Genomic DNA, 25,581 nt, shown 5'->3' with positions numbered 1-25,581 from the left:
ATGCCCGCCACGCTCCAGACCATCGCGCTCCTCATCGCCTCGAACGTCTTCATGACGCTGGCCTGGTACGGCCACCTGCGCAGCCTGGCGGCGGCGCCCTGGTACACGGCGGCCCTCGTGAGCTGGGGCATCGCGCTGGCGGAGTACCTGCTGCAGGTGCCCGCCAACCGCATCGGCTACCGCGACGCGGGCCTGTCGCTGGGGCAGCTGAAGATCATGCAGGAGGTGATCACGCTGGCGGTGTTCGTGCCGTTCGCGGTCCTGTACATGAAGGAACCGCTGAAGCTGGACTACCTGTGGGCCGCGCTGTGCCTGGTGGGCGCCGTGTACTTCATCTTCCGCAGCGCCTGAGGGCGGCAAGGGGGGCGGCCCGCGCCCCGGGGTCGGCTGACCGGGTGATCAGCGACGGTGGCCGCCGGGGGCGCCCGGGGGACGCGCGCGATCCGGCAGGTGGCGGAACATGATGCGGCCCTTGTTCAGGTCGTAGGGCGAGAGCTCCAGCGTCACGTCGTCACCCGCGATGATGCGGATGTGGTTCTTGCGCATCTTGCCGCCACTGTAGGCGATCAGCTCGTGGCCGTTCTCCAGCACCACGCGGTAACGGGAGTCGGGCAGGACTTCGGCCACGCGGCCGCGCATTTCAATGAGTTCTTCCTTGGCCATTGGAAACCTTAGGCAACCTACACAAGCGGCGCCGGGGTCCGGGCCGGCACCCTGCCAGCCGCGCCGCAGCGCCCATGCCGGCGCCACGCCGGCAACCCGCCATTGTAGGCCCATCGGGTGACGCCTGTCCGCAAGGCGCCGCCGCCGGTTATGTCACGAGGGCGACCGCCGCGGAGAAGCTGAGGAAGGCTGCCGCGGTGGTGAGCAGGATGATCCGGGCGATGCGCCCGGTGTCGGCGCCGAAGCGCTCGGCCAGCACCGAGACGTTGCTGGCGCTGGGCAGGGCCGCCACCAGCACCAGCACGGTGGCGGCGAACGGGTCCAGGGGCAGCCCCAGCGCCCGCGCGCCCCAGGCCGCGCCGGCCACCAGCAGCGGGTGCAGCACCAGCTTGGCCAGCGAGACCGGCACGAAGTCGCGCCAGGGCATGGCCGCATCGCCGCGGGCGGCGGCCACCATCTGCGAGCGCGCCAGCACCGCGCCAATGGTGAACAGGGCCACCGGCGAGGCCGCGTCGGCCAGCAGGCCGATGGTGGCGCCCAGCGGCTTGTACGGTTCCAGTCCGAGGGCCGAGGACAGCCCCCCGAGCAGGATGGCCCAGGGCAGGGGGTTGAGGAACACGCCGCGCAGGGCCTTGCGGGCGGCCGCCGCGGCGCCCCCCTGGCCGGCGCCATCGAGCCGCGAGAGCGCGATGCACAGCGAGGAGGTGATCACCATGTCGACCAGGAGGGCGGCGATCGTGGGGCCGGCCGCCCGGGGCCCGAGCAGGGCCACCAGCAGCGGCACGCCCATGAAGCCGGTGTTGGGGAAGGCCGCCACCAGCGCGCCGAAGGAGGCGTCGTTCCAGCGGATGCGGCCGTTCAGGCTGAAACGCACCGCGCCGGCCACCATCAGCAGCGCGCAGGGCAGCCACACCGCCACCACCGCGGGGTCGAACAGGCGGGCCACCGGCATGCTCGCGCCGAAGCGATACAGCATGCAGGGCAGCGAGAAGAACAGGACGAAGGTGTTGAGCCCGCCGATCGCCTCCAGCGGCAGCATGCGCCGGCGCGCGGCGAGGTAGCCGCACAGGACCAGGGCGAAGAAGGGGAAGGTGACCTTGAGGATGTCCAGCACGGCGCGTATTGTCCCTGCATCGCGGCGGCCAGCCCCGGGGGCGCGGCGGGTCGGCCGGTATCATCGGCCGCTTCGCTCCGCTACCCCGATTCCCCCCCGATGTCCGGCCTCAATTTCGCCCAACAGGAAGCCGTCAACTACCTGCATGGGCCCTGCCTGGTGCTGGCCGGCGCCGGCTCCGGCAAGACCCGGGTGATCACGCACAAGATCGCCCGCATGATCCAGACCGGCCTGGAGGCCAACCGGATCCTCGCCATCACCTTCACCAACAAGGCCGCCGCGGAAATGCGCGAGCGCGCCAAGGGCCTGATCGGCAAGCCGGCCAAGGAGGTGGTGATCTGCACCTTCCACGCGCTGGGCGTGCGCCTGCTGCGGCAGGACGGCACCGCGCTGGGCCTGAAGTCGCAGTTCTCCATCCTGGACTCGGACGACGTCACCTCCATCCTGAAGGACGCCGGCGGCACCACCGACGCGGCCACCGCCCGCCAGTGGCAGTGGACCATCAGCCTGTGGAAGAACATGGGCCTGAACGCGGCCCAGGCCGAGGCCCAGGCCAAGGACGACAACGAGCGCATCATCGCCCGCATCATGGCCCGCTACGAGGAGCGCCTGGCCGCCTTCCAGAGCGTGGACTTCGACGACCTGATCGGCCTGCCCCTGAAGCTGCTGCGCGAGCACGACGACGTGCGCACCAAGTGGCAGAAGAACCTGGGCCACGTGCTGGTGGACGAATACCAGGACACCAACGCCACCCAGTACGAGCTGCTCAAGCTGCTGGTGGGCGAACGCGGGCGTTTCACCGCGGTGGGCGACGACGACCAGTCCATCTACGGCTGGCGCGGCGCCACGCTGGACAACCTGCGCAAGCTGCCGGTCGACTTCCCGAGCCTGAAGGTCATCAAGCTGGAGCAGAACTACCGCTCCACCAGCGCCATCCTGCGCGCGGCGAACAACGTGATCCAGCCGAACCCGAAGCTGTTTCCCAAGACCCTGTTCTCCGAGCTGGGCGAGGGCGAGCCGGTGCGCGTGGTCGACTGCGACAACGAGGAGCACGAGGCCGAGCGCGCGGTGGCGCGCATCCAGTCGATCCGCGCCAGCGGCCAGCACAAGGAGTGGAAGGACTTCGCCCTCCTGTACCGCGCCAACCACCAGGCCCGCATCTTCGAGCAGGCCCTGCGCAAGGCGCAGATCCCCTACAAGGTCTCGGGCGGCCAGAGCTTCTTCGACCGCGCCGAGATCCGCGACCTGTGCGCCTGGCTGCGCCTGTGGGTGAACAACGACGACGACCCGGCCTTCCTGCGCTCGGTCACCACGCCCAAGCGCGGCATCGGCCACCAGACGCTGGCCAGCCTGGGCCAGTTCGCCAGCCAGTACAAGCTGAGCCTGTACGAGGCGCTGTTCTCCAGCTCGCTGGGCTCGGTGCTCAACGCCCGCGCGCTGGGCAGCCTGCACGAGTTCGGCCGCTACGTGAACGACCTCGAGTACCGCGCCCGCCACACGATGGGCGCCGAGGATGCCCGCGCCTTCCTGAACGACTGGCTCAAGGACATCGGCTACGAGAAGCACCTGTACGACAGCGAGGACAGCGAGAAGCTCGCCGCCTCGCGCTGGTCGAACGTGATGGAGTTCTGCGACTGGATGGCGCAGCGCTGCGGCGGCCAGATCGACGACGCCGCCGGCGTCACCACCGCCAGCGAGACCAAGAGCCTGCTCGAGGTGGCGCAGACCATCGCGCTGCTGTCCACCATCAGCGAGCGCGAGCAGGACCAGAACGTGGTCACGCTGTCCACGCTGCACGCCTCCAAGGGCCTGGAGTGGCCGCACGTGGTGCTGGTGGGCTGCAACGAGGGCCTGCTGCCGTTCAAGCTCGATGACGACGACGGCAAGGCCGGCGCCGCCAACGAGGGCATCCTGCAGCGCCTGCAGGAGGAGCGCCGCCTGATGTACGTGGGCATCACCCGCGCCCAGCGATCACTCGCGGTGAGCTGGGTCAAGCGCCGCAAGAAGGGGCGCGAGGTCGTCCCCGCGCTGCCGAGCCGCTTCATCGCCGAGATGGCGCTGGACCAGACCACGGTGAAGGAAGACCCGCGCGAGAAGCTCAAGGCGCTGCGCGCCGAGTTCGCCGCACGCAAGGCGCAGGCCGCGGCCGCCGCGTCGAACAACCCATGACGCGCCTGGCGACGCTGCTGGCCCCGGGCCTGCTGGCGCTGGCAGCCACCGGCGCGGCCGCCTGCCCCGCGGCGGCCGACCTGACGGCGGCCGACCTGTACGGGCTGTGGCGCGCCGAGGTCAGCGGCCGCCATGCGGGCACGCTGCTGCTGGAGCCCAACCCGCGCTGGCCGGGCAGCCTCGCGGGCACGATCAACCGTGATGGCGTGAAATCGCAGGTGGCCGGCGACCTGGACGACGGCGAGCTCACGCTGGAGGAATCGGCGGACGGCACGCGCATCAGCGCCACCTGGATTGGCGAGCCGGTGCTGGGCAGCTGCGGGCGCGAGTTCCGCGGCAGCTGGCAGGCCGGGGAGCCCGGCCGGCCGGCCGGGTTCGTCCTGCGGCGCGCCGACGGCGCCCGCTGAGCGCCACGGCATTTTTTTCGCGCCTCCTGCATCCACGGCGCGTGCTGGCGGGTAGAGGCTTGCGTCCCCGGGACATTGCCCCGGTGGGCACGAGCCCTTCCTCCAACCCTCGAAGAAAGCACGCCATGCACACCCCCCTGCGCTTCGCCGCCGTCGCCTCCTGCATCCCCGTCCTGGCCGCCTGCGGCTCGATGGCCACGATGTCCCCGCCCGCCCCGTTCTCGCAGGCCGGCCTGCCCGCCAGCATCCAGGTCCCCGCCGGCCACCGGGTGGCCTGGGAGACCGTGGGCGTCGGCGAGATCACCTACGAGTGCCGCGACAAGGCCAACGCCCCTGGCCAGACCGAGTGGGCCTTCGTCGGTCCCCGGGCCGTCCTGAACGACCGCGCGGGCAAGCAGGTCGGCACCTACTACGGCCCGCCCGCCACCTGGGAGGCCAGCGACGGCTCCCGGGTGACGGCCACCCAGCTGGCCGTGGCGCCGGCCGGCGAGGGCAACCTGCCCCTGCAGCTGGTCAAGGCCAATCCCGCGATGGGCACCGGCGCGATGACGGGCGTGGCCTACATCCAGCGCGTCGCCCTGCGCGGCGGCGTCGCGCCGGCCACGCCGTGCACCGCGGCCAGCAAGGGCGCGCGCGAGCAGGTCCGCTACCAGGCCGACTACATCTTCTGGAAGGCCGTCTGAGCGCCCCGCGGGCGGGCAGGGCGATGGCCGCGCCGCTACGATGCGGCGCATGCGCCCTGCCAGGCCACCCGCAACCCCCATGCCGCCGCCTGCGCCCGGCTTCGACCACGCCCAGGCCCTCGCCCGCTGCGCCCTGGGCGACGCGCGGGCGCTGCACGGCCTGTACCAGGCCGAGGGGCCGTGGCTGCTCGGGGTGGCCCAGCGCATCGTCGGCGACAGGGGCCGGGCGGAAGACATCGTGCACGACGCGTTCGTGAACATCTGGCAGCGGGCCGGCAGCTACGACGCGTCACGGGGCGATGCGCGGGGCTGGATCCTCAGCGTGGTGCGCCACCTCGCCCTCAACGCGGTGCGCGACTCGCAGCGTGACGTGGCGGTGGACGACGACACCGCCGCCATCCTGGACGAGCGCCGCGCGCTGGAGGCCTGGCGCGAACAGGCCGACGCCTTCGAGCTCCATGCCAGCCTGGGCCGCCTGCAGCACTGCCTGCAGGCCCTGGAGCCGGCCCGGCGGCTGTGCGTCCTGCACGCCTACGTGGACGGCCTGTCCCACGACCAGATCGCGCGGAAGCTGGGCGCGCCGCTGGGCACCGTCAAGGCCTGGGTGCGCCGCAGCCTGCTGGCACTGCGGGAGTGCATGACATGAACGCGGCGCCGGGGCCCGAGGATCCGCGGGACGACGACCTCCAGGCTCTGGCGGGCGAGTACGTCCTGGGCACGCTGCCCGCCGGCGAGCGGCGCGAGGTCGCCCGGCGCCTGCGCACCGAACGCGCCCTCCAGGAGGCCGTGGCGCAATGGGAGGCCCGGCTGGCGCCGCTCGCCGGCCTGGTCGACCCCGTCACCCCGTCGCCGGGCCTGTGGCCCCGGATCGTCCGCAGCCTGCCCGCGCCGCACGCCACGGCGCCGGGCTGGTGGCACAGCCTGCGCCTGTGGCGCGGCCTGGCCGGCGCGGGCCTGGCGGCGACGGCGATCCTGGCCAGCGTGCTCGCCACGCGCCTGCAGGCGCCCGCCCCCGCGCCGCAGTACGTGGTGGTGCTGGTGGCGCCGCAGGGCCAGGCGCCGGGGTGGGTGATCCAGGCCGACGCGCGCCGGACCCTGCGCCTGATCCCGCTGGGCGCCGTGGCCATCCCGCCGGACAAGGCGCTGCAGTTCTGGACCAAGGGCGAGGGCTGGAGCGCCCCCGTCTCGCTGGGCCTGGTGACGCCCGGCCAGCCGATGCAGGTCCCCCTCGACCGGTTGCCGCCGCTGCAGCCGGACCAGCTCTTCGAGCTGACCCTCGAACCGCCCACGGGCTCGCCCACCGGCCGGCCCACCGGCCCGATCCAGGCGATCGGCCGCGCGGTCAAGGTGCTGTAGGCGAAGCAATCCTCCCCGCCAGGGTCGGGATAGGCCGGCTGCCTATGATGGCCCCGCGTGATCGCCCGCGCGGTCCACCGCCCCGAAGAACAACCACAGGAGACCCCATGCGAAAGATCCTGGCCGCTGCCGTCGCCGGCGCCGCCCTGCTGCTGCCCGCGCTCGCCCCGGCGCAATCCGCCCGCCCCGAGCCCTATGGCATCGCCCTGGAGGGCTATGCCTACCCCCACCCCGTCAGCCACCTGCCGGTGACCTGGGAGGGCCGCACCCTGCGAATGGCCTACATGGACGTCGCGCCCACCGGCCCGGCCAATGGCCGCACCGTGGTCCTGTTCCACGGCCGCAACTTTCCCGGCAGCTACTGGGCGCCGGTGATCACGGCCCTCGCGGCCGAGGGCTACCGCGTGGTGGCGCCGGACCAGATCCACTTCGGCAAGTCGTCCAAGCCGGACGACCTGCCGGTCAACTTCGACGTGATGGCCGCCCACACCGCCAGCCTGCTGGACCACCTGAAGGTCGGCCAGGTGGACATCGTCGCCCACTCCATGGGCGGCATGGCCGGCACCCGCTTCACCCGCACCTACCCGCAGCGCGTGAACCGGCTGGTGCTGGTGGGCCCGGTGGGCCTGGAGGACTACCGCCAGTACGTGCCCCTGGTGCCGCGTGAGCGCCTGGTCGAACAGGAGATGGCGCTCACCCCCGAGCAGTACTACACGCAGCTGGTGAACACCTACAACCCGCAACTCACGCGCGAGCAGTTCTATCCCTTCGTGGACGTGCGGGCGCGGATGATGGCCTCCGCCGAGTACCCGCGCTGGGTCCGCAGCTACGTCTCGAGCTTCTACGCGATGTGGGGCCAGCCGGTGGTGCACGAGTTCCCCCTGGTGCGCCAGCCCACGCTGATCCTGGTGGGCAGCCGCGACCGCACGGCCACCGGCCGCGCCTTCGCGCCCGCCGAGGTGCGCGAGCGCATGGGCAACTTCCCGGAGCTGGCACGCGCGGTGGCCGGTCGCATGCCCAATGCACGGCACGAGGTGTTCGAGGGCTTCGGCCACATGCTGCACCTGGAGGCGACCGAGCGTTTCAATCGCAGCGTGATCGGCTTCCTCGCCGAGAAATGAGGCCCCCCGGGGGCCGGCCCGTCAGAGGGACAGCTCGTAGTCCACCGTGATGGGGGCGTGGTCCGAGAACTTCTCGTCCTTGTAGATCGACTCCGAGCGCGCCAGCGCCGCCAGTGCCGGCGTGGCCAGGTGGTAGTCCAGGCGCCACCCCACGTTGTTCGCGTAGGCCTGGCCGCGGTTGCTCCACCACGTGTAGCACTCGTGGGTGGTGTCCGGCTTCAGCCGGCGGTAGACGTCCACCAGCCCGGTGTCGGACAGCAGCGCCGTCATCCAGGCGCGCTCCTCGGGCAGGAAGCCGCTGTTCTTCTGGTTGCTGCGCCAGTTCTTCAGGTCGGCCTCCTGGTGGGCGATGTTGATGTCGCCGCACAGGATGAATTCGCGCTGCGCCTTCAGCGCCGCCAGGTGCGGCTCGAAGCCCGCGAGGAAGCGGAACTTGGCCTGCTGGCGCTCCTCGCCCGAGGAACCCGAGGGGAAGTAGGCGCTGATGATGGACAGCTTGCGCCCGGGGGTGTCGAAGCGCAGTTCCACGTAGCGGCCCTCGGCGTCGAACTCGCCGCCGTCCCAGCCCACGACCACGTCGCTGGGTTCGTGCTTGGTGTAGACCGCGACGCCGGAATAGCCTTTCTTCTCGGCGAAATGGAAATGGCCCTTCAGGCCGGCGAGCGCCTCGAAGCGGCCGGCCACGTCCGGGGCCTGGGCCTTGACTTCCTGCACGCAAATACAATCCGGAGCATTCTTCGCCACCCAGGCCTCGACGCCCTTGCTCGCTGCCGAGCGGATGCCATTGAGGTTGAGGCTGGTGAGCTTGAACAAGGAATTTCCCATGGTGGCAAGTGCAAATGCGGGTGGCGGCCAGGACCGCCTGGCCCAGGACTTCGTGCAGTTTTCGGTGGAAGCAGGCGTTCTGCGCTTCGGCAGCTTCAAGACCAAGGCGGGGCGCGAATCCCCCTACTTCTTCAACGCCGGCCTGTTCGACGACGGCGCCAAGCTCGGCCGTCTCGCGCAATTCTATGCACAGCGCATCGTCGCCTCGGGCATCGAGTTCGACATGCTGTTCGGGCCGGCCTACAAGGGCATCCCGCTGGCCGCCGCGGTGGCCATCGAGCTGGCCCGCCTGGGCCGCAACGTGCCTTACGCCTACAACCGCAAGGAAGCCAAGGACCACGGCGAAGGCGGCGTGCTGGTGGGCGCCCCCGTGAAGGGCCGGGTGCTGATCGTCGACGACGTGATGTCCGCCGGCACCGCGGCGCGCGAGTCCATCGCCATCATCCAGGCCGCCGGCGCCACGCCGCACGCGGTGGCCATCGCCCTGGACCGCCAGGAAAAGGCCACCGAGAACGGCCAGGACGTGGACCACAGCGCCGTGCAGTACGTGCGCGACAAGCTGGGCCTGAAGGTTTGCGCAATTGCCCGACTGGCCGACTTGCTGCAATATCTCCACGAGCACGCCGGCGAGGCGCTGGGCGCGCACTACGCCCAGGTGCTCGCCTACCGACAACGTTACGGCGTGGACGACTGAGACCCGACCCAGGACCCCTTTGACACGCACCGGCCACGCCCTCCTGACCGCCGCGAGCCTGCTGCTCGCGGACCAGGCGGCCGCAGCCATCTATACCTGCGTGGACGGCCAGGGCCGCCGCCTCACCGCCGACCGCCCCATCCCCGAGTGCATGGACCGCGAGCAGCGCATGCTCAACCCGAGCGGCACGGTGCGCGAGGTGGTCCCCCCTTCGCAGACCGAATCCGAACGCGCCGCCGCCGACGAGAAGGCCCGGCGCGAGGCGCTGGAGCGCCAGCGCGCGGCGGAAGACCGCACCCGGCTGCGCGCCCTGGTGGCGCGCTACCCGAACCAGGCCGCCCTGGACAAGGACCGCGCCGCCTCGCTGGCGCCGATCGACGAAGTCATCGCCGCGGCCCGCCACCGCGTGGAGGTGCTGGAAGCCGATCGCCGCCGTCTGCTGCTCGAAGGCAAGGCGCCGCAGCGCACGCTGGACCAGCTGGAGCAGCAGCGCGCCGCGCAGGAGCGCTTCGTGGCCGACAAGATGGCCGAGAAGGAATTGATCCGCCTGCGCTTCGCGGACATGCAGCGCAGGCTCGAGGCGGCATGGGCAGCGCCGCCACCCACCACCGCCACCTCGCGGTAGCCCCCGTCAGCCCGCCAGCTTCGCCCGCAGCAGCTCGTTGACCTGCGCCGGGTTGGCCTTGCCCTTGCTGGCCTTCATGGCCTGGCCGACCAGCGCGTTGAACGCCTTGTCCTTGCCGGCCTTGAACTGGGCCACGTTGTCGGGGTTGGCGGCGATCACGTCCTCGATGATCTTCTCCAGCGCGCCGGTGTCGTTCATCTGCTTGAGGCCCTTGGCCTCGATGACGGCGTCGACATCGGTGGCGCCTTCGCTCCACAAGGCCTCGAACACCTGCTTGCCGGCGTTGTTGGAGATGGTCCCGTCGGCGATACGGCCGATCAGGGCGGCCAGGGTCTTCGCGGGCACCGGCGCGTGCTCGATGCCGGTCTCCTGCGCGTTCAGGCGGCGCGAGACCTCGCCCATGATCCAGTTGCTCGCCAGCTTGGGCTGGCCGCAGGCCTTCGCCGCCTCCTCGAAGTAGGCCGCCATGGCCTTGCTCTGGGTGAGCGTGGTGGCGTCGTACTCGGGCAGGCCGTAGTCGGCGACGAAGCGGGCCGCCATCACGCGCGGCAGCTCGGGCATCGAGGCCTTCACCCGCTCGACCCACTCGGGCGCCACCACCAGCGGGGGCAGGTCCGGGTCGGGGAAGTAGCGGTAGTCGGCGGCGTCCTCCTTGGTGCGCATGGCGCGGGTCTCGCCGGTGTCCGGGTCGAACAGCACGGTGGCCTGCTGGATGGCGCGGCCGTCCTCGATCTCCTCGATCTGCCAGCGCACCTCGAAGTCGATGGCCTGCTGCATGAACTTGAAGCTGTTCAGGTTCTTGATCTCGCGGCGCGTGCCCAGGGGCTGGCCGGGCTTGCGCACCGAGACGTTGGCGTCGCAGCGGAAGCTGCCTTCCTGCATGTTGCCGTCGCAGATGCCGATCCAGGTGACGATCTTGTGCAGCTCCTTGGCATAGGCCACGGCTTCTTCCGAGGAGCGGATGTCCGGCTCGGTCACGATCTCCAGCAGCGGCGTACCGGCGCGGTTCAGGTCTATGCCCGACTGGCCGATGAAGTCCTCGTGCAGCGACTTGCCCGCATCCTCCTCGAGGTGGGCGCGCACCAGGCGCACGGTCTTCTTCTCGTCGCCGAGGAAGAAGCTGACCTCGCCGCCCTGCACCACCGGGATCTCGAACTGGCTGATCTGGTAGCCCTTGGGCAGGTCGGGGTAGAAGTAGTTCTTGCGAGCGAAGACGCTGCGCGGCGCGATGTGCGAGCCCACCGCCAGGCCGAACTCGATGGCGCGCTCGACGGCGCCCAGGTTCATCACCGGCAGCGTGCCGGGCAGGGCCATGTCCACCGCGCAGGCCTGGGTGTTCGGCTCGGCGCCGAAGGCGGTGGGGGCGCGGCTGAAGATCTTGGATTGGGTGGACAGCTGGGCGTGCGTCTCGAAGCCGATCACGACTTCATAGCCCTGGACGAGTTTGGCGGTCATCTCAGAAACCCTCCGGGGAGCGGAGGTGGAAATCGGTAGCCTGCTGGAAGCGGTGCGCCGCGTTCAGCAGCCTCGCCTCGCCGAAGTAGTTGCCGATCAGCTGCATCCCCACCGGCATGCCGCCCGCGCCGAAGCCCACCGGCACGCTCATGCCGGGCAGGCCGGCCAGCGAGGCGGGCAGGGTGAAGATGTCGGCCAGGTAGTCGGCCAGCGGGTCGCTGCCATGCTCGCCCAGGTGCCAGGCCACGGTGGGCGCGGCCGGGCCGGCGATGACGTCGCAGGACTTGAAGGCCTGCTGGAAGTCGTCGGCGATCATGCGGCGGATCTTCTGCGCCTGCAGGTAGTAGGCGTCGTAGTAGCCGTGCGAGAGCACGTAGGCGCCCACCATGATGCGCTGCTTGACCTCGGCGCCGAAGCCCTCGGCGCGCGACTTCTTGTACATCTCCAGCAGGTCGGCGTAGTCCTTCGCACGGTGGCCGAACTTCACGCCGTCGAAGCGCGAGAGGTTGGACGAGGCCTCGGCCGGGGCGATGATGTAGTAGACGGGAATGGACAGCTCGGTGCGCGGCAGCGAGATCTCCACCAGCCTCGCGCCCAGCGCCTGGTACTGCTTCAGCGCGGCGTCGATGGCGGCGCGCACGTCGGCGGCCAGGCCCTCGCCGAAGAATTCCTTCGGGATGCCGATGCGCAGGCCCTCGAGCGAGTCGCCCAGGCTGCGGGTGAAGTCCTCGGCGGGCACGTCCAGCGAGGTGGAGTCGCGGTCCGGGTCGGGGCCGCACATGGCGGACAGCAGCAGGGCGCAATCGTGCGCGCTGCGGGCCATGGGGCCGGCCTGGTCCAGGCTGGAGGCGTAGGCGATCATGCCGTAGCGCGAGGCGCGCCCGTAGGTGGGCTTGATGCCGGTGATGCCGCAGAACGAGGCGGGCTGGCGGATCGAGCCGCCGGTGTCGGTGCCGGTGGCGGCGGGTGCCAGGCCGGCGGCCACGGCCACCGCGCTGCCGCCCGAGGAGCCGCCGGGGATGCGGGTGGCGTCCCACGGGTTCTTCGAGGGGAAGTAGGCCGAGTTCTCGTTGGACGAGCCCATGGCGAACTCGTCGCAGTTCAATTTGCCCAGCGTCACCATGCCGGCGTCGGCCAGTTTCGCGACGACGGTGGCGTCGAAGGGCGAGCGGTAACCCTCCAGCATCTTCGAACCGGCCGTGGTCGGGAAAGCGCGGGTAACAAAGATGTCCTTGTGTGCGACCGGCACCCCCAGCAGCGGGGCGCTGTCGCCGGCCGCCAGGCGCTCGTCGGCCGCCCGGGCCTGGGCCAGGGTGGCCTCGGGATCGGTGGCCAGGTAGGCGCCCAGGTCCTGGTGGGCGTCCACGCGCGCCAGGAAGTGGCGGGCCGCCTCGACGGCCGAGACCTGCTTGCCGCGGATCTGCGCGGCCAGCTCGGCCACGCCCAGTTCATGCAATGCCTTGGTACTCATTCGATGACTTTCGGGACCAGGAAAAGGCCGCGCTCGACCGCGGGGGCGCTGCGCTGGTTGGCCTCGCGCTGGTCGGGCTCGCTGGCCACGTCGGCGCGCAGGCGCAGGGCCACGTCCTGGAAGGCGGCCACGGGGTGGGCCAGGGGCTCGATGCCGGTGGTGTCCACGGCCCGCATCTGCTCGACGATGCCGAAGAAGCCGTTGATGCGGGCGAGCATGCGCTCGCCCTCCTCGGGCGCGAGTTCGAGCCGCGCCAGGTTGGCGATCCGGCTGATGTCGTCAGGGGTCAGGGCCATGGGAAATCGGGCGAAAAAAAGGCGTCCGGGACGCATGTTCCGGCCCCTGTGCAGGCCGGGGGATTCAAAGGGGATCGGGTATTATCCCGCCTTCGGGTTTCCCCGGCTGAGGCCACTGCGCGGGCCGGGCCGCTGGAGCCCCCATGCAACGGCCGCGACATGCGGCCGCTTTCGCAAGTTCACGAGGACACCCTGATGTTCGGAGCCTTCCGACGCTACCTTTCCACCGACCTGGCCATCGACCTGGGAACGGCCAACACCCTCATCTACGTTCGGGACAAGGGCATCGTGCTGGACGAGCCCTCGGTCGTGGCGATCCGTCATGAAGGCGGCCCGCAGGGCAAGAAGACGATCCAGGCCGTGGGCCACGAGGCCAAGGCCATGCTGGGCAAGGTGCCCGGCAACATCGAGGCGATCCGCCCGATGAAGGACGGCGTGATCGCCGACTTCACCGTCACCGAGCAGATGCTCAAGCAGTTCATCAAGATGGTCCACCCGCGCTCGGTGCTCAAGCCCAGCCCGCGGATCATCATCTGCGTGCCCTGCGGCTCCACCCAGGTCGAGCGCCGCGCCATCCGCGAGTCCGCCCTCGGCGCTGGCGCCTCCGACGTCTACCTGATCGAGGAACCCATGGCTGCCGCCATCGGCGCCGGCCTGCCGGTCTCCGAGGCCTCCGGCTCCATGGTCGTCGACATCGGCGGCGGCACCACCGAGGTCGGCGTCATCTCCCTGGGCGGCATGGTCTACAAGGGCAGCGTGCGCGTGGGCGGCGACAAGTTCGACGAAGCCATCATCAGCTACATCCGCCGCAACTACGGCATGCTGATCGGCGAGCCCACCGCGGAACTGATCAAGAAGAGCATCGGCTCGGCCTTCCCCGGCTCCGAGGTCAAGGAGATCGAGGTCAAGGGCCGCAACCTGTCCGAGGGCGTGCCGCGTTCCTTCACCATCTCGTCCAACGAGATCCTGGAGGCGCTGACCGACCCGCTGAACAACATCGTCTCCGCCGTGAAGAATGCGCTGGAGAGCACCCCGCCCGAGCTGGGCGCCGACATCGCCGAGCGCGGGATGATGCTCACCGGCGGCGGCGCGCTGCTGCGTGACCTGGACCGCCTGCTGGCCGAGGAAACCGGCCTGCCGGTGCTGGTGGCCGAGGACCCGCTGACCTGCGTGGTGCGCGGCTGCGGCATCGCGCTGGAGCGCATGGAGCGCCTGGGTTCCATCTTCACCAGCGAGTAAGGCTCGCCCCGAAGGACAGCGATGCCGCTCGGTACGCTGGACAGGTCCCCGCCCCCCTTCTTCAAGCAGGGCCCCTCGGCCCTGTCCAAACTCATGGTGTGCAGCGCGCTGGCCGTCTTCCTGATGGTGGCGGACACGCGCTTCAAGATCACCGCGCCGCTGCGCTCGGCGGTGGCCGTGGTGCTGTACCCGGTGCAGTGGCTGGCGATGCAGCCCGTGCAGGCGGCCCAGTGGGCCGGCCGCTACTTCGAATCCCTGAGCAGTGCCCAGGCGTCCGAGGCCCGCGCCCGGGCGCAGCTGGCCACGCAGGCCCTGCGCGCCAACCAGGTCGAGCTGCTGCTGCAGGAGAACGCCCGGCTGCGCCAGCTCATGGCGCTGCGCGAGCGGGTCGCCACGCCGGCCCAGGCCGCCGAGATCCTCTACGAGGCGGCCGACCCCTACACCCGCAAGGTCGTGATCGACAAGGGCCTGGCCCACGGCGTCACGCCCGGCTCCCCGGTGATCGACGAGGCCGGCGTGATCGGCCAGGTGATCCGCGTGCACCCGCTGGTCAGCGAGGTCAGCCTGGTGACCGACCGGGACCAGGCCATCCCGGTGCTGAACGTCCGCACCGGCGCGCGCAGCGTGGCCTACGGCGATGCCGGGGGCAGCCACCCGGGCGCGCTGGAGCTGCGCTTCATGGCGGCCAATGCCGACGTGCAGGCCGGCGACCTGCTCACCACCAGCGGCGTGGACGGCGTCTACCCGCCCGGCCTGCCGGTGGCCAAGGTGGACCGCGTCGAGCGCCGCGCCGACTCGGCCTTCGCCCGCATCTACACCACGCCGCAGGGCGGCGTCTCCGCCGGCCGGCACGTGATGGTGCTGCAGCCCGTGGGCGGCCGGCAGCCGCCGCGCCCGCCCGCCGACGAGGCGCCGGCCGGGCCGCGCGGCAAGGGAGCGCGCAAATGATCATGCGTCCCGGGCAGCCGCTGCTGCTGCCGGCCAACCCCTGGTTCATCTGGGGCAGCCTGCTCGCCGGGCTGCTGGTCAACATGCTGCCCCTGGGCCGCTCCGGCTGGATGCCCGACCTGCTGGCCCTGGTGCTGGTCTTCTGGAGCGTGCACCAGCCGCTGCGCGTGGGCATCGCCACCGCCTTCGCCTTCGGCCTGGCGATGGACGTGCACCAGACCGGGCTGCTGGGACAGCACGCGCTGGCCTACACCGCGCTCACCTACTTCGCCATCACCATCCACCGCCGCCTGCTGTGGTTCACCGTGCCCTCGCAGGCCCTGCAGGTGTTCCCGCTGTTCGCGGCGGCCCATGCCATCGAGCTGGCGGTCCGCGGAATCGCGGGCGACGGCCTGCCCGGCTGGCCGGCCCTGTTCGCGCCGGTGCTCGAGTCAGCGCTGTGGCCGGTCGCCAGCGTGGTCTTGCTCGCGCCGCAACGCCGCGCGCCCGACCCGGACGAGAATCGTCCCCTGTAGGGGCCAGACGCCATGACCGCGCTGCGCAATGTCGAAGCCGACCTGTCGCGCTTTCGCGCGCGCGTCTTCGCGGCCACCGTGGTCGTGCTGGTGTGCTTCTCGCTGCTGGCGATGCGCCTGGTGTGGCTGCAGGTCGTACGCCACGAGGACCTGGACGAGCAGGCCGAGGCGAACCGCACGGCCATCGTGCCCATCGTCCCCAACCGCGGCCTCATCCTGGACCGCAACGGCATCGTGCTGGCCTCCAACTACTCGGCCTACACGCTGGAGATCACCCCCTCGCGCCTGTCGGCGCCGCTGGAGGAGGTGATCGACCGGCTCGCCGAGGTGGTGGAGATCACCCCGCGCGACCGCCGCCGCTTCAAGAAGCTGCGCGAGGAGTCCAAGAGCTTCGAGTCGATCCCGATCCGCACCAAGCTCACCGACGAGGATGTCGCCCGCTTCACCGCGCAGCGCTTCCGCTTCCCCGGCGTGGACATCCGCGCCCGCCTGTTCCGCAGCTACCCCTGGGGCGAGCTCGCCAGCCACGTGATCGGCTACATCGGCCGCATCAACCAGAGCGAGAAGGCGCAGATGGAGGACTGGCCCGAGGAGGAGCAGGCCAACTACCGCGGCACCGAATACATCGGCAAGCTGGGCGTGGAGCAGAGCCTGGAGCGGCAGCTGCATGGCATCACCGGCGTCGAGCAGGTGGAGACCTCGGCCGGCGGCCGCGCCGTGCGCAAGCTGGACAGCCACCCCGCCACCCCGGGCCAGACGGTGATGCTGTCCATCGACATCAAGCTGCAGCACCTGATCGAGCAGATGTATGGCGAGCGCCGCGGCGCGCTGGTGGCGCTGGACCCCAAGACCGGCGAGGTACTGGCCTTCGTCTCCAAGCCCACCTTCGACCCCAACCTGTTCGTCGACGGCATCGACCAGGAGAGCTGGCAGTCGCTCAACGAGTCGATCGACAAGCCGCTGCTCAATCGCGCCCTGCGCGGCACCTACCCGCCCGGCTCCACCTACAAGCCCTTCATGGGCCTGGCGGCGCTGGAGCTGGGCAAGCGCACGGCCGGCCAGGTCATCCAGGACAACGGCTCCTGGTCCTACGGCGGCCACGTGTTCCGCAGCCACGGCGACCATGGCCTGGGGCCGGTGGACCTGCACAAGGCGATCGCGCTGTCATCCAACGTCTACTTCTACTCGCTGGCCAACGACCTGGGCGTGGACGCCATGCACGACTTCATGAAGCCCCTGGGCTTCGGCCAGGTCACCGGCATCGACATCCAGGGCGAGGTGCGCGGCGTGCTCCCCAGCCAGGAGTGGAAGCGCAACTACTACAAGCGCCCCGAGCAGAAGAAGTGGTTTGGCGGCGAGACGATCTCACTGGGCATCGGCCAGGGCTACAACAGCTTCACCATGCTGCAGCTGGCGCAGGCCACCGCCACGCTGGCGAACGACGGCGTTCGCCACAAGCCGCGGCTGGTGATCGGCACGCAGGACCCGCTGACCCGGACCACCGTGCCCGTGCCGCCCGAGCCGCCGGTGAACCTGGGCTACAAGCCGGAGAACATGGCGGTGGTCCGCAACGCCATGGTGGGCGTGGTGCAGGGTGGCACCGGCACCCAGGTGTTCGCGGGCGCGCCCTATGTCTCGGGCGGCAAGACCGGCACCGCGCAGGCAGTGACCATCGGCCAGAAGCAGCGGTACGACGCCGCCCGGCTCGAGGAGCACCAGCGCGACCACGCGCTGTACATCGCCTTCGCCCCGGCCGACAACCCGAAGATCGCGCTGGCGGCCATCGTCGAGAACGCCGGCTTTGGCGCGATGTCGGCCGCGCCGATCACACGCCGGGTGTTCGACTACTGGCTGCTCGGGCAGTACCCCAGCGAGGAGGACCTCGCCGCGGTGCGCAAGGGCCAGGCGAGCCGGCCGATCGGCCAGCCCCGCAGGGCCGAGGACGTGGCCTGGCCGCCAGCCAACGCGGTGCGGCCGGCGCCCTGAGGCTGGCCGCGCTCTCGGCTCTCGGCTCTCGGCTCTCGGCTCTCGGCTCTCGGCCTACGGTCCCAGGTCCCAGGTGCCAGGCCGTCACGCCTGCGCCAGCAGCCACGCCGTCACCGCCTCCGGCATCCAGCGCACGTCCGCCGGCGGCCGGCCGCGCGGGAAGCCCACATGCCCGCCCTGCGCCGGCTGCCAGAGCGTCACGCACGGCCCGACCGTGCCGGGCTCGGGCAGGCTGGCCTCCGGCACGAACGGGTCGTTGCGCGCATTCAGCGCCAGCGCCGGCAGGCGGATGCGGTGCAGGTGCGGCCGGGCCGAGGCGCGGGCGTAGTAGTCGTCGGTGTCGCGGAAGCCGTGCAGGGGTGCGGTGAACAGGTTGTCGAAGGCATACAGGTCGCGCGCGGCCAGCAGCGCCTCGCGGTCGAACAGGCCCGGGTACTGGGCCAGCTTGGCCAGCGCCTTGGGCTTCATCGAGCGCAGGAACATCGTGGTGTAGACCAGCCGGTTGAAGCCGCGCCCGATGGCGCGCCCGCCCGCCGCGAGGTCCAGCGGCGAGCACACCGAAGCGACCGCATCGACGGTGCCCGCCGCGGCCTCGCCGGCCTCGGCGGCCCATCGCATCAGCGCATTGCCGCCCAGGGAAATGCCCACCGCCAGCAGGCGGCCGGCGTGGCGCTCGCGCAGGCGCGCGAGGATCCAGTCGATCTCCTGCCAGTCGCCCGAGTGGTAGGCGCGCGGGGCGTGATTGAGCTCACCGCTGCAGCCGCGGAAATGCGGCACCACGTAGCGCAGGCCGCGCTCGCGGGCCACGTCGGCGAAGGCCTCGGCGTAGTGGCTGCGGGAGGATCCCTCCAGGCCGTGGAACAGGACCAGCAGCGGCGCGCCCGGCGGGGCGGGGGCGTCGAGCCAGTCGGCGTCGACGAAGTCGCCATCCGGGGTGGTCCAGCGCTCGCGGCGCCAGGCGAGCGGGCCGCCGGCCCCGCGGCGCGCGTAGAGCGCGGGCCAGATCGTCTGCAGGTTGCCGCCCGGCAACCAGGCCGGCGCGCGGTACGGAAAGCCGCGCCCGCTCAATGCAGCACCGGCGGCGTGTCGGCAACCTCCTGGATCTCGCTGGGAGTGCCGGGGCTGGCATGGTGGGCCACCAGTCGCCAGCCCTGCGCGGTCTTCTGGTAGACGTTGGTCGCGATGACCCAGGCCTTGCGCGGGCCCTGGGGCGAGGGCACCTCGACCCGCTCGATCAGGTGGTGCACCGCGCTGCCCAGCGCCTCCACCTTGCGCAGGCGCTCGGGCCAGGCGCGGATGCCGCCATTGGCGAACATCGCCTCGAAGGTGGCGCGGATCGCGGTGGCGCCGACCACGCGCGGGCCGCCAGGGTGGACGCAGGCGATCTCGTCCTCGTCGGCCCAGCAGGCCATCAGCTTCTCGATGTCGGCCTCGCGCAGCGCGTCGTAGAACGCGGCTTCGACGTCGTCGGCGCTGCCGCCGAGGGCGGCGGCCAGGAGTGGGTTCTTGCGCATCGCACCCCGGATTGTGCAGGAGCGCGCCCCCTCGCCGCACGCGAAGGCCTGTGCTAACGTGCCGGCCAACCACTTCCGGGAGTTCCGCATGATGCTTCGCTGGCTCGCCCTCCTCGCCCTGGCGCTGTCGCTCACGGGTTGCGGCTACAACGACTTCCAGCGGCTGGACGAACAGACCCAGTCCTCCTGGAGCGAGGTCCTGAACCAGTACCAGCGCCGCGCCGACCTGGTGCCGAACCTGGTGGCCACGGTCAAGGGCGAGGCGAACTTCGAGCAGGAGACGCTGGGCCGGGTGATCGAGGCCCGCGCCAAGGCCACCTCGATCCAGGTCACGCCCGAGACCCTGAACAATCCGCAGGCCTTCCAGCAGTTCCAGCAGGCGCAGGGCGAGCTGTCCTCGGCGCTGAGCCGGCTGATGGTGGTCAGCGAACGCTACCCGGACCTCAAGGCCAACCAGGGGTTCCGCGACCTGCGGGTGCAGCTCGAGGGAACCGAGAACCGCATCACCGTGGCCCGCAACCGCTACATCCAGGCGGTGCAGGAGTACAACGTGCTGGCGCGCAGCTTCCCGAGCAACCTCACCGCCATGGTCTTCGGCTACCAGCCCAAGCCCAACTTCGCCGTGCAGAACGAGGCCCAGCTGGCCACGCCCCCGAAGGTCGACTTCGGCGCAGACAAGAAGTAGGCGCGGGCATGACCTGGCTGCGGCTGGCGCTGCTGGCGCTCGCCCTGTGGCTGCCGGGCGTCGCGGCGCACGGCCAGGCGCTGCTGCCGGTACCGCCGCTCACCGCCCGCGTGGTCGACACCGCGGGCCTGCTGGAGGCCCCGGTCCGCGAGCGCATCGAGGCCACCCTGGCGGCGCTGGAACGCGAGAAAGGCGCACAGGTGGTGTTCCTGCTGGTGGCCACCACTGCGCCCGAGGACATCGCGGCCTATGCCAACCGCGTCGGCAACACCTGGAAGGTCGGCCGCCAGGGCGTCGGCGACGGCCTGCTGCTGGTGGTCGCGCGGGACGACCGCCGCGTGCGCATCGAGGTGGCCAAGACCCTGGAGGGCGCCATCCCCGACCTCGCCGCCAAGGTCATCATCGACGAGGCCATCACCCCCGCCTTCCGCCGCGGCGACTACGGCGGCGGTCTGCAGGCCGCCGCCGACCGCATCGGGGCGCTGGTGCGCGGCGAGGCCCTGCCCGAGCCGGCCCGCGGCGGCGGGCGCGAGGCGGGCTTCAACCTGGAGGACCTGGCGGTCTTCCTGTTCGTCGCCGTCCCGGTGATCGCCGCCGTGCTGCGCGGCCTGTTCGGGCGCAAGCTCGGCTCGCTGCTGGCGGGTGGCGGGGCCGGCGCCATCGCCTGGCTGGTCACGACCAGCCTGGGCATCGCCCTGGTCGCGGCGCTGGTCGGCGGCGTGCTGTCGCTGGCCGGGGTCGCGCCCTTCATGCGGCGCGGCGGGCACCGCGGCGGCTGGAGCCCGCCCCTGGGCGGCGGCTGGAGTGGCGGGGCCGGAGGCGGCTGGAGCGGCGGGAGCGGCGGCGGCTTCAGCAGCGGCGGCGGCGGCGATTTCGGGGGCGGCGGCGCCTCGGGAGACTGGTGATGTGGAAGAAGCTGCGGCGCATCCTGCGCCATCGCTGGCTCGACGAAGCGGACCTGCGCCGCGCCCTGCCGGCCGACCTGCTCGGGCGGCTGGCGGCGCGCGTTGCCGCCAGCGAGCGGCGCCACGGCGGCGAGATCCGCATCCACGCCGAGGCCGGCCTGCCCTGGAGCTACCTGTGGCGCGACGCCACGCCGCGCGAACGCGCGGTCACGCTGTTCGGCAAGCTGCGGGTGTGGGACACGGAGCAGAACAACGGCGTCCTGATCTATCTGCTGCTCGCCGAGCACGCGATCGAGATCGTCGCCGACCGGGGGCTGGCGCGCCAGGTGCCGCCCGCGCAGTGGCAGGCCATCGTCGGCGGGATGTCGCGGGCCTTCCGCGAGGGACGCTTCGAGGACGGCCTCACCCAGGCCCTGGAGGAGGTCTCGGCGCTGCTGGTGCAGCACTTTCCGCAGGCCGGAGTTGCAGCGGCCGGCAACGAGCTGCCCGACCACCCCACGCTGGGCGACTGAGGCCCGCGCCGCGCGATGCGGCGGCCCGCAAACAAAAAAGCCCCGCTCTTTCGAGCGGGGCCGAGTGCGCGGTTTTTAGCGCTTCTTGTGCTTAACGCTTCTGGCGGAACTTGCGCAGTGCGGCGAGCTGGGCCGCCATGACGGCCAGTTCGGACTGGGCCTTGGCCAGGTCGATGTCGCTCTTGGCGTTCTTCACCGCCTCTTCGGCGGCGCGGCGCGCCTCATTGGCCTTTTCTTCGTCGAGGTCCTTGCCGCGGATGGCGGTATCGGACAGGACGGTGACGGCGTTGGGTTGCACCTCGAGGATGCCACCGGCGACGAAGACGAATTCCTCGTTGCCGTCAGCCATCTCGATGCGCACCGAACCAGGACGGATGCGCGTGATCAGCGGGGTGTGGCGGGGGTAGATACCCAGCTCGCCGGCCTCGCCGGGCAGCGCGACGAAGCGGGCCTCGCCCGAGAAGATGGACTCCTCGGCCGAAACCACGTCGACGTGGATGGTGTGGGTGCTATCGACCATGGCTTAGGCCGCCAGCTTCTTGGCCTTCTCGAAGGCTTCGTCGATGGTGCCGACCATGTAGAAGGCCTGCTCGGGCAGGTGGTCGCACTCGCCGGCGGTGATCATCTTGAAGCCGCGGATGGTTTCCTTCAGCGGCACGTACTTGCCGGGCGAGCCGGTGAACACTTCGGCCACGTGGAACGGCTGCGACAGGAAACGCTGGATCTTGCGGGCGCGGGCCACGGCCAGCTTGTCCTCGGGAGCCAGTTCGTCCATGCCCAGAATCGCGATGATGTCGCGCAGTTCCTTGTAGCGCTGCAGCGTGCCCTGCACGGCGCGGGCCACGGAGTAGTGCTCGTCACCGACGACAAGCGGGTCCAGCTGGCGGCTGGTGGAGTCCAGGGGATCCACGGCGGGGTAGATACCCAGGGCGGCGATGTCACGCGACAGCACCACGGTGGAGTCCAGGTGGGCGAAGGTGGTGGCAGGCGACGGGTCGGTCAGGTCGTCCGCGGGCACGTACACGGCCTGGATCGAGGTGATCGAGCCGACCTTGGTGGAGGTGATGCGCTCCTGCAGGCGGCCCATTTCCTCGGCCAGCGTCGGCTGGTAGCCCACGGCGGAAGGCATACGGCCCAGCAGAGCGGACACTTCGGTACCGGCCAGGGTGTAGCGGTAGATGTTGTCCACGAAGAACAGCACGTCACGGCCTTCGTCGCGGAACGACTCGGCGATGGTCAGGCCGGTCAGGGCCACGCGCAGACGGTTGCCCGGGGGCTCGTTCATCTGGCCGTAGACCATGGCCACTTTGGATTCGGCCAGGTTGTCCAGCTTCACGACGCCGGAATCGGCCATCTCGTGATAGAAGTCGTTGCCCTCGCGGGTACGCTCGCCCACACCCGCGAACACCGACAGACCCGAGTGAGCCTTGGCGATGTTGTTGATGAGCTCCATCATGTTCACGGTCTTGCCCACGCCGGCGCCGCCGAACAGACCCACCTTGCCGCCCTTGGCGAACGGGCACACCAGGTCGATCACCTTGATGCCGGTTTCCAGCAGCTCCTGCGAGGGAGACAGCTCGTCGTAGGCCGGGGCCTTGCGGTGGATGGAAGCCGACAGGCTGCCGTCGACGGGACCACGCTCGTCGATGGGGTTGCCCAGCACGTCCATGATGCGGCCCAGGGTGGCCTTGCCGACCGGGACCGTGATGGGGGCGTTGGTGTTGTAGACCATGTTGCCGCGGCGCAGGCCGTCGGACGAACCCAGGGCAATCGTACGCACGATGCCGTCGCCCAGCTGCTGCTGGACTTCCAGGGTCAGGGCCGAGCCGTCCATCTTGAGGGCGTCGTACACCTTGGGCATCTGGTCACGCGGGAACTCCACGTCGACCACGGCGCCGATACATTGAACGATCTTGCCTTGAACTTGAGCCATTCTTTGCTCCAATCGATTTTTAAACTGCGGCCGCGCCGGCCACGATCTCCGAAAGTTCCTTCGTGATCGCCGCTTGACGCGTCTTGTTGTAGACCAGCTTGAGCTCGGCAATCACATTGCCGGCGTTGTCGGTCGCGGCCTTCATCGCCACCATGCGCGCCGATTGCTCGGACGCCATGTTCTCGGCGACAGCCTGGTAGACCAGAGCTTCGACGTAGCGGATCAGCAGCTCGTCGATCACGGTCTTGGCATCAGGCTCGTAGATGTAGTCCCACGCGTGCTGGCCTTCGTCGGCCTGCAGCTTGCTGCCGTCGAGGGGCAGCAGCTGTTCCACCACGGCTTCCTGCTTCATCGTGTTGATGAACTTGGTGTAGCAGAGGTAGACGGCGTTGAGCTTGCCTTCGGCGTACTGGTCCAGCAGGACCTTCACCGGGCCGATCAGCTTGTCGAGGTGCGGCGTGTCACCCAGCTGGGTCACGTGAGCCGACACCTTGGCGCCGATGCGGTTGAGGAAGCCCAGGCCCTTGTTGCCAATGGCCACGGCCTGCGAGTCCACGCCGGCGGCCTGGAGGTCGCGCAGCTTGTTGGTCACCGCGCGCAGCACGTTGGTGTTCATGCCGCCGCACAGGCCCTTGTCCGTCGTCACGACGATGAAGCCGGCCGTCTTGGCCTGGTCATTCACCTCCATGAAGGCGTGGGTGTACTCGGGGTTGGCCTTGCCCAGGTTGGCCGCGACGTTGCGCACCTTGTCGGCGTAAGGCCGGGCCGCACGCATGCGGTCCTGCGCCTTGCGCATCTTGGAGGCGGCGACCATTTCCATGGCCTTGGTGATCTTCTTGGTGTTCTCCACCGATTTGATCTTGCCGCGAATCTCTTTTCCTGCAGCCATGTCGGTCCCCTGGCTTTAGGCGAAGGTCTTCTTGAACGCTTGGATGGCAGCGGTCAGTTCGGCTTCGGCGTCCTTGTCCATGGCCTTGTCGTTCTCGAGCTTGGCCAGCAGGGCAGCGTGCTTGTCCTTCAGGAAGGAATGCAGGCCGGATTCGAAAGCCAGGACCTTCTTCACGTCCAGGTCGTCGAAGTAACCCTTGTTCACCGCGAACAGCGAAGCAGCCATCAGGGAGATGGGCAGCGGCTGGTACTGGGCCTGCTTGAGCAGTTCGGTCACGCGGGCACCGCGGTCCAGCTGCTTGCGGGTGGCTTCGTCCAGGTCGGAAGCGAACTGCGCGAAGGCAGCCAGTTCACGGTACTGGGCCAGGTCGGTACGGATACCGCCGGACAGCGACTTGATCAGCTTGGTCTGGGCAGCACCACCGACGCGCGACACCGAGATACCGGCGTTGATGGCGGGGCGGATACCGGCGTTGAACAGGCTGGTTTCCAGGAAGATCTGGCCGTCGGTGATCGAGATCACGTTGGTCGGAACGAAGGCGGACACGTCGCCGGCTTGCGTCTCGATGATCGGCAGGGCGGTCAGCGAACCGGTCTTGCCCTTGACTTCACCCTTGGTGAAGGCTTCCACGTAGTCGGCGTTCACGCGGGCAGCGCGCTCGAGCAGGCGGGAGTGGAGGTAGAACACGTCGCCGGGGTAGGCTTCGCGGCCCGGGGGACGGCGCAGCAGCAGCGAGACCTGGCGGTAGGCCACGGCCTGCTTGGACAGGTCGTCGTAAATGATCAGGGCGTCCTGGCCGCGGTCGCGGAAGTACTCGCCCATCGTGCAGCCGGAGTAGGCCGACACGTACTGCATGGCGGCGGACTCGGAAGCCGACGCGGCCACGACGATGGTGTAGTCCATCGCACCAGCCTGCTCCAGGGAGCGCACCACGTTCTTGATAGACGAAGCCTTCTGGCCGATCGCGACGTAGATGCAGGTCATGTTTTGACCCTTCTGGTTGATGATCGCGTCGATCGCCACGGCGGTCTTGCCGGTCTGGCGGTCGCCGATGATCAGCTCGCGCTGGCCACGGCCGATCGGCACCATGGAGTCGATGGACTTCAGGCCGGTCTGCACGGGCTGGTCCACGGACTTACGGGCGATCACGCCGGGAGCGACCTTCTCGATCACGTCCGTCATCTTGGCGTTGATCGGGCCCTTGCCGTCGATGGGCTGGCCCAGGGCGTTCACCACGCGGCCGATCAGCTCGGGGCCGACGGGCACTTCCAGGATGCGGCCCGTGCACTTGACGGTGTCGCCTTCGGAGATGTGCTCGTACTCGCCCAGAATCACGGCGCCGACGGAGTCGCGCTCGAGGTTCAGGGCCAGGCCGAAGGTGGGCTCACCCTTGGCGTTGGCGGGGAATTCCAGCATTTCACCGGCCATCACGTCGGACAGGCCGTGGATGCGGGTGATGCCGTCGGCCACCGAGACCACGGTGCCCTGGTTGCGGATGTCGGCGCTGGCGGCCAGGCCCTCGATCCGGCTCTTGATCAGTTCGGAAATTTCAGCGGGATTGAGTTGCATGACTCTT

The 25,581-nt window shown here is 70.2% G+C and carries 28 protein-coding genes; 16 read left to right on the top strand and 12 right to left on the bottom strand.

Features of this window, described 5'->3' with window-relative positions:
* Positions 1–351: a DMT family protein gene (locus tag ACT80S_RS09830; RefSeq protein ID WP_377415448.1), complete on the top strand. Its 351-nt coding sequence runs from the start codon at positions 1–3 to the stop codon at positions 349–351.
* A gap of 48 nt (positions 352–399) precedes the next feature.
* Here the strand turns inward: ACT80S_RS09830 and infA are convergent, their stop codons facing one another.
* Complete coding sequence (gene infA, locus ACT80S_RS09825; RefSeq protein WP_377415447.1) at positions 400–663, bottom strand: translation initiation factor IF-1; 264 nt, start codon at positions 661–663, stop codon at positions 400–402.
* Between the two features lie 148 nt (positions 664–811).
* A complete protein-coding gene (locus ACT80S_RS09820; protein WP_377415446.1) occupies positions 812–1,777 on the bottom strand; it encodes an AEC family transporter in 966 nt (321 codons plus the stop codon).
* Positions 1,778–1,876: 99 nt separating this feature from the next.
* Between ACT80S_RS09820 and ACT80S_RS09815 the strand changes: the two genes are divergently transcribed.
* From ACT80S_RS09815 to ACT80S_RS09790, 6 genes are all read left to right on the top strand, one after another.
* On the top strand, positions 1,877–3,946 hold the full coding sequence (locus tag ACT80S_RS09815) for an ATP-dependent helicase (protein ID WP_377415445.1): 2,070 nt from the start codon (positions 1,877–1,879) through the stop codon (positions 3,944–3,946).
* Complete coding sequence (locus ACT80S_RS09810) at positions 3,943–4,353, top strand: hypothetical protein (RefSeq protein ID WP_377415444.1); 411 nt, start codon at positions 3,943–3,945, stop codon at positions 4,351–4,353. The genes ACT80S_RS09815 and ACT80S_RS09810 overlap by 4 nt, the downstream gene beginning before the upstream one ends.
* Positions 4,354–4,478: 125 nt before the next feature.
* Positions 4,479–5,036 (top strand): DUF3455 domain-containing protein, encoded by a 558-nt coding sequence (locus ACT80S_RS09805; RefSeq protein WP_377415443.1) that lies wholly within the window; start codon positions 4,479–4,481, stop codon positions 5,034–5,036.
* Positions 5,037–5,115: 79 nt separating this feature from the next.
* Entirely contained in the window at positions 5,116–5,682 is a 567-nt protein-coding gene (locus ACT80S_RS09800; RefSeq protein WP_377415442.1) for a sigma-70 family RNA polymerase sigma factor, read from the top strand.
* Positions 5,679–6,392 (top strand): anti-sigma factor, encoded by a 714-nt coding sequence (locus ACT80S_RS09795; RefSeq protein WP_377415441.1) that lies wholly within the window; start codon positions 5,679–5,681, stop codon positions 6,390–6,392. Before ACT80S_RS09800 ends, ACT80S_RS09795 begins: the two co-directional genes overlap by 4 nt.
* A gap of 107 nt (positions 6,393–6,499) precedes the next feature.
* On the top strand, positions 6,500–7,513 hold the full coding sequence (locus ACT80S_RS09790) for an alpha/beta fold hydrolase (RefSeq protein ID WP_377415440.1): 1,014 nt from the start codon (positions 6,500–6,502) through the stop codon (positions 7,511–7,513).
* 21 nt (positions 7,514–7,534) lie between these two features.
* Here the strand turns inward: ACT80S_RS09790 and ACT80S_RS09785 are convergent, their stop codons facing one another.
* Positions 7,535–8,338: an exodeoxyribonuclease III gene (locus ACT80S_RS09785; protein WP_377415439.1), complete on the bottom strand. Its 804-nt coding sequence runs from the start codon at positions 8,336–8,338 to the stop codon at positions 7,535–7,537.
* Between ACT80S_RS09785 and pyrE the strand changes: the two genes are divergently transcribed.
* Both pyrE and ACT80S_RS09775 read left to right on the top strand, forming a co-directional pair.
* Entirely contained in the window at positions 8,337–9,032 is a 696-nt protein-coding gene (gene pyrE, locus ACT80S_RS09780) for an orotate phosphoribosyltransferase (protein WP_377415438.1), read from the top strand. The genes ACT80S_RS09785 and pyrE overlap by 2 nt on opposite strands.
* A gap of 19 nt (positions 9,033–9,051) precedes the next feature.
* Positions 9,052–9,657 carry a DUF4124 domain-containing protein gene (locus ACT80S_RS09775; RefSeq protein ID WP_377415437.1) on the top strand — a complete coding sequence of 202 codons (606 nt, stop codon included), beginning with the start codon at positions 9,052–9,054 and terminating at the stop codon, positions 9,655–9,657.
* 6 nt (positions 9,658–9,663) lie between these two features.
* On the opposite strand, the gene gatB is transcribed toward ACT80S_RS09775, so the two are convergent.
* The 3 genes from gatB to gatC are packed head-to-tail and all read right to left on the bottom strand — an operon-like array spanning position 9,664 to position 12,879.
* Positions 9,664–11,112, bottom strand: coding sequence for an Asp-tRNA(Asn)/Glu-tRNA(Gln) amidotransferase subunit GatB (gene gatB, locus ACT80S_RS09770; protein ID WP_377415436.1), 1,449 nt, complete (start codon positions 11,110–11,112; stop codon positions 9,664–9,666).
* A 1-nt stretch (position 11,113) separates the two neighbouring features.
* Positions 11,114–12,583 carry an Asp-tRNA(Asn)/Glu-tRNA(Gln) amidotransferase subunit GatA gene (gene gatA, locus ACT80S_RS09765; protein WP_377415435.1) on the bottom strand — a complete coding sequence of 490 codons (1,470 nt, stop codon included), beginning with the start codon at positions 12,581–12,583 and terminating at the stop codon, positions 11,114–11,116.
* On the bottom strand, positions 12,580–12,879 hold the full coding sequence (gatC, locus tag ACT80S_RS09760) for an Asp-tRNA(Asn)/Glu-tRNA(Gln) amidotransferase subunit GatC (protein ID WP_377415434.1): 300 nt from the start codon (positions 12,877–12,879) through the stop codon (positions 12,580–12,582). Before gatC ends, gatA begins: the two co-directional genes overlap by 4 nt.
* Positions 12,880–13,074: 195 nt before the next feature.
* Here gatC and ACT80S_RS09755 point away from each other — a divergent pair, with 195 nt between their 5' ends.
* Genes ACT80S_RS09755 through mrdA form a run of 4 tightly spaced genes read left to right on the top strand, consistent with a single transcriptional unit; the run spans position 13,075 to position 17,567 of the window.
* A complete protein-coding gene (locus ACT80S_RS09755; RefSeq protein ID WP_377415433.1) occupies positions 13,075–14,118 on the top strand; it encodes a rod shape-determining protein in 1,044 nt (347 codons plus the stop codon).
* Between the two features lie 21 nt (positions 14,119–14,139).
* Positions 14,140–15,066: a rod shape-determining protein MreC gene (mreC, locus tag ACT80S_RS09750; RefSeq protein WP_377415432.1), complete on the top strand. Its 927-nt coding sequence runs from the start codon at positions 14,140–14,142 to the stop codon at positions 15,064–15,066.
* Positions 15,063–15,581, top strand: coding sequence for a rod shape-determining protein MreD (gene mreD, locus ACT80S_RS09745; protein ID WP_377415431.1), 519 nt, complete (start codon positions 15,063–15,065; stop codon positions 15,579–15,581). The genes mreC and mreD overlap by 4 nt, the downstream gene beginning before the upstream one ends.
* 12 nt (positions 15,582–15,593) lie before the next feature.
* Positions 15,594–17,567, top strand: coding sequence for a penicillin-binding protein 2 (gene mrdA, locus ACT80S_RS09740; protein ID WP_377415430.1), 1,974 nt, complete (start codon positions 15,594–15,596; stop codon positions 17,565–17,567).
* Between the two features lie 84 nt (positions 17,568–17,651).
* Here mrdA and ACT80S_RS09735 read toward each other — a convergent pair whose 3' ends face one another.
* Entirely contained in the window at positions 17,652–18,635 is a 984-nt protein-coding gene (locus ACT80S_RS09735; RefSeq protein WP_377415429.1) for a YheT family hydrolase, read from the bottom strand.
* Complete coding sequence (locus ACT80S_RS09730) at positions 18,632–19,081, bottom strand: YybH family protein (RefSeq protein ID WP_377415428.1); 450 nt, start codon at positions 19,079–19,081, stop codon at positions 18,632–18,634. The genes ACT80S_RS09735 and ACT80S_RS09730 overlap by 4 nt, the downstream gene beginning before the upstream one ends.
* Positions 19,082–19,169: 88 nt before the next feature.
* Between ACT80S_RS09730 and ACT80S_RS09725 the strand changes: the two genes are divergently transcribed.
* Genes ACT80S_RS09725 through ACT80S_RS09715 form a run of 3 tightly spaced genes read left to right on the top strand, consistent with a single transcriptional unit; the run spans position 19,170 to position 21,183 of the window.
* Positions 19,170–19,766: a LemA family protein gene (locus tag ACT80S_RS09725; RefSeq protein ID WP_377415555.1), complete on the top strand. Its 597-nt coding sequence runs from the start codon at positions 19,170–19,172 to the stop codon at positions 19,764–19,766.
* An 8-nt stretch (positions 19,767–19,774) separates the two neighbouring features.
* Positions 19,775–20,671 carry a TPM domain-containing protein gene (locus tag ACT80S_RS09720; protein ID WP_377415427.1) on the top strand — a complete coding sequence of 299 codons (897 nt, stop codon included), beginning with the start codon at positions 19,775–19,777 and terminating at the stop codon, positions 20,669–20,671.
* Positions 20,671–21,183: a TPM domain-containing protein gene (locus tag ACT80S_RS09715; protein ID WP_377415426.1), complete on the top strand. Its 513-nt coding sequence runs from the start codon at positions 20,671–20,673 to the stop codon at positions 21,181–21,183. Before ACT80S_RS09720 ends, ACT80S_RS09715 begins: the two co-directional genes overlap by 1 nt.
* Positions 21,184–21,274: 91 nt before the next feature.
* Here ACT80S_RS09715 and ACT80S_RS09710 read toward each other — a convergent pair whose 3' ends face one another.
* From ACT80S_RS09710 to atpA, 4 genes are read right to left on the bottom strand one after another with little or no spacing between them, the layout of a single operon-like run.
* Positions 21,275–21,703: a F0F1 ATP synthase subunit epsilon gene (locus tag ACT80S_RS09710; protein WP_377415425.1), complete on the bottom strand. Its 429-nt coding sequence runs from the start codon at positions 21,701–21,703 to the stop codon at positions 21,275–21,277.
* A gap of 3 nt (positions 21,704–21,706) precedes the next feature.
* Positions 21,707–23,116 (bottom strand): F0F1 ATP synthase subunit beta, encoded by a 1,410-nt coding sequence (atpD, locus tag ACT80S_RS09705; RefSeq protein WP_377415424.1) that lies wholly within the window; start codon positions 23,114–23,116, stop codon positions 21,707–21,709.
* A gap of 19 nt (positions 23,117–23,135) precedes the next feature.
* Entirely contained in the window at positions 23,136–24,005 is an 870-nt protein-coding gene (atpG, locus tag ACT80S_RS09700) for a F0F1 ATP synthase subunit gamma (protein ID WP_377415423.1), read from the bottom strand.
* Positions 24,006–24,020: 15 nt separating this feature from the next.
* A complete protein-coding gene (gene atpA, locus ACT80S_RS09695) occupies positions 24,021–25,574 on the bottom strand; it encodes a F0F1 ATP synthase subunit alpha (protein ID WP_377415422.1) in 1,554 nt (517 codons plus the stop codon).
* Between the last annotated feature and the right edge of the window lie 7 nt (positions 25,575–25,581).

It is taken from the genome of Ramlibacter sp. MAHUQ-53 (assembly GCF_052600055.1).
Note: the sequence above shows the minus strand (reverse complement) of the source record. Positions and strands in the feature narration are given on the sequence as shown.

Coding starts and splice junctions, on each gene's coding strand:
- ACT80S_RS09830 (WP_377415448.1), top strand. CDS start 1: ATGCCCGCCACGCTCCAGACCATCGCGCTCCTCATCGCCTCGAACGTC.
- infA (WP_377415447.1), bottom strand. CDS start 663: ATGGCCAAGGAAGAACTCATTGAAATGCGCGGCCGCGTGGCCGAAGTC.
- ACT80S_RS09815 (WP_377415445.1), top strand. CDS start 1,877: ATGTCCGGCCTCAATTTCGCCCAACAGGAAGCCGTCAACTACCTGCAT.
- ACT80S_RS09810 (WP_377415444.1), top strand. CDS start 3,943: ATGACGCGCCTGGCGACGCTGCTGGCCCCGGGCCTGCTGGCGCTGGCA.
- ACT80S_RS09805 (WP_377415443.1), top strand. CDS start 4,479: ATGCACACCCCCCTGCGCTTCGCCGCCGTCGCCTCCTGCATCCCCGTC.
- ACT80S_RS09800 (WP_377415442.1), top strand. CDS start 5,116: ATGCCGCCGCCTGCGCCCGGCTTCGACCACGCCCAGGCCCTCGCCCGC.
- ACT80S_RS09795 (WP_377415441.1), top strand. CDS start 5,679: ATGAACGCGGCGCCGGGGCCCGAGGATCCGCGGGACGACGACCTCCAG.
- ACT80S_RS09790 (WP_377415440.1), top strand. CDS start 6,500: ATGCGAAAGATCCTGGCCGCTGCCGTCGCCGGCGCCGCCCTGCTGCTG.
- pyrE (WP_377415438.1), top strand. CDS start 8,337: ATGGTGGCAAGTGCAAATGCGGGTGGCGGCCAGGACCGCCTGGCCCAG.
- ACT80S_RS09785 (WP_377415439.1), bottom strand. CDS start 8,338: ATGGGAAATTCCTTGTTCAAGCTCACCAGCCTCAACCTCAATGGCATC.
- gatB (WP_377415436.1), bottom strand. CDS start 11,112: ATGACCGCCAAACTCGTCCAGGGCTATGAAGTCGTGATCGGCTTCGAG.
- gatA (WP_377415435.1), bottom strand. CDS start 12,583: ATGAGTACCAAGGCATTGCATGAACTGGGCGTGGCCGAGCTGGCCGCG.
- gatC (WP_377415434.1), bottom strand. CDS start 12,879: ATGGCCCTGACCCCTGACGACATCAGCCGGATCGCCAACCTGGCGCGG.
- ACT80S_RS09755 (WP_377415433.1), top strand. CDS start 13,075: ATGTTCGGAGCCTTCCGACGCTACCTTTCCACCGACCTGGCCATCGAC.
- mreC (WP_377415432.1), top strand. CDS start 14,140: ATGCCGCTCGGTACGCTGGACAGGTCCCCGCCCCCCTTCTTCAAGCAG.
- mreD (WP_377415431.1), top strand. CDS start 15,063: ATGATCATGCGTCCCGGGCAGCCGCTGCTGCTGCCGGCCAACCCCTGG.
- mrdA (WP_377415430.1), top strand. CDS start 15,594: ATGACCGCGCTGCGCAATGTCGAAGCCGACCTGTCGCGCTTTCGCGCG.
- ACT80S_RS09730 (WP_377415428.1), bottom strand. CDS start 19,081: ATGCGCAAGAACCCACTCCTGGCCGCCGCCCTCGGCGGCAGCGCCGAC.
- ACT80S_RS09725 (WP_377415555.1), top strand. CDS start 19,170: ATGATGCTTCGCTGGCTCGCCCTCCTCGCCCTGGCGCTGTCGCTCACG.
- ACT80S_RS09720 (WP_377415427.1), top strand. CDS start 19,775: ATGACCTGGCTGCGGCTGGCGCTGCTGGCGCTCGCCCTGTGGCTGCCG.
- ACT80S_RS09715 (WP_377415426.1), top strand. CDS start 20,671: ATGTGGAAGAAGCTGCGGCGCATCCTGCGCCATCGCTGGCTCGACGAA.
- ACT80S_RS09710 (WP_377415425.1), bottom strand. CDS start 21,703: ATGGTCGATAGCACCCACACCATCCACGTCGACGTGGTTTCGGCCGAG.
- atpD (WP_377415424.1), bottom strand. CDS start 23,116: ATGGCTCAAGTTCAAGGCAAGATCGTTCAATGTATCGGCGCCGTGGTC.
- atpG (WP_377415423.1), bottom strand. CDS start 24,005: ATGGCTGCAGGAAAAGAGATTCGCGGCAAGATCAAATCGGTGGAGAAC.
- atpA (WP_377415422.1), bottom strand. CDS start 25,574: ATGCAACTCAATCCCGCTGAAATTTCCGAACTGATCAAGAGCCGGATC.